The following is a 752-nucleotide window of genomic DNA, read 5'->3' as shown; positions in this document are numbered from 1 at the left end:
GGCATGATGGGGGATCTTGTACCGGACTCGTTGTGGGAGCGAGTCGAGCCGTTGCTGCCACCGCGACCACCCCGACGCTACAAGCATCCGGGGCGCAGGCCGGCCGATGACCGGGCCGCTCTGGCCGGGATCGTGTTCGTGCTCAAGACCGGGATCGGCTGGAACCAGCTGCCGCGGGATCTGCTGAGCGTCTCCGGGGTGACCTGCTGGCGGCGCATGAGGGACTGGACCGAGGCCGGAGTCTGGCCGGAGCTTCATCAGCTGTTGCTGGCCCAGTTGCGTGCGGGCGGGGCGCTGGACCTGGACCGGTGCGCGGTGGACGGCTCCCACGTGCGGGCCCTCAAAGGGGGGACCACGTCGGACCCAGCCCTGTCGACCGTGGTCGGCCCGGCTCCAAGCACCACCTGATCGTCGACGCGCACGGGATCCCGCTGCAGGTCACCCTCACCGGCGGCAACCGCAACGACGTCACGCAACTGCTGCCCCTGGTGGACTCCATTCCACCGATCCGCGGACTTCGAGGCCGGCCTCGGAGGAAGCCGCGGGAGCTCTTCGCTGACCGTGGCTACGACCACGACAAGTACCGGCGGCTACTGCGAGCCCGGGGCATCACCCCAAGGATCGCCCGCCGCGGGACTCCTCACGGTTCCGGCCTGGGGAAGCACCGGTGGGTCGTCGAACGCGGTTTCGCGTGGCTCCATGCCTACAAGCGACTGCGCACCCGGTGGGAACGCAGGGCTGATCTTCACCTC

General features: G+C 69.5%; 1 protein-coding gene. It reads left to right on the top strand.

From position 1 onward, the window contains the following. Positions 1-3: 3 nt before the first annotated feature. Positions 4-752 (top strand): IS5 family transposase gene (locus tag IEW07_RS20745; RefSeq protein WP_188540688.1). Its coding sequence is split into 2 segments (ribosomal slippage), with 750 coding nucleotides annotated over them: positions 4-343 and positions 343-752; the frame shifts between segments, so codons are not numbered across the junction. This gene is flagged as partial in the annotation.

The organism is Kocuria dechangensis (assembly GCF_014636775.1).
Taxonomy (GTDB): domain Bacteria; phylum Actinomycetota; class Actinomycetes; order Actinomycetales; family Micrococcaceae; genus Kocuria; species Kocuria dechangensis.
The sequence above is the reverse complement of the archived record's forward strand: the minus strand, read 5'-3'. Positions and strand labels throughout refer to the sequence as shown.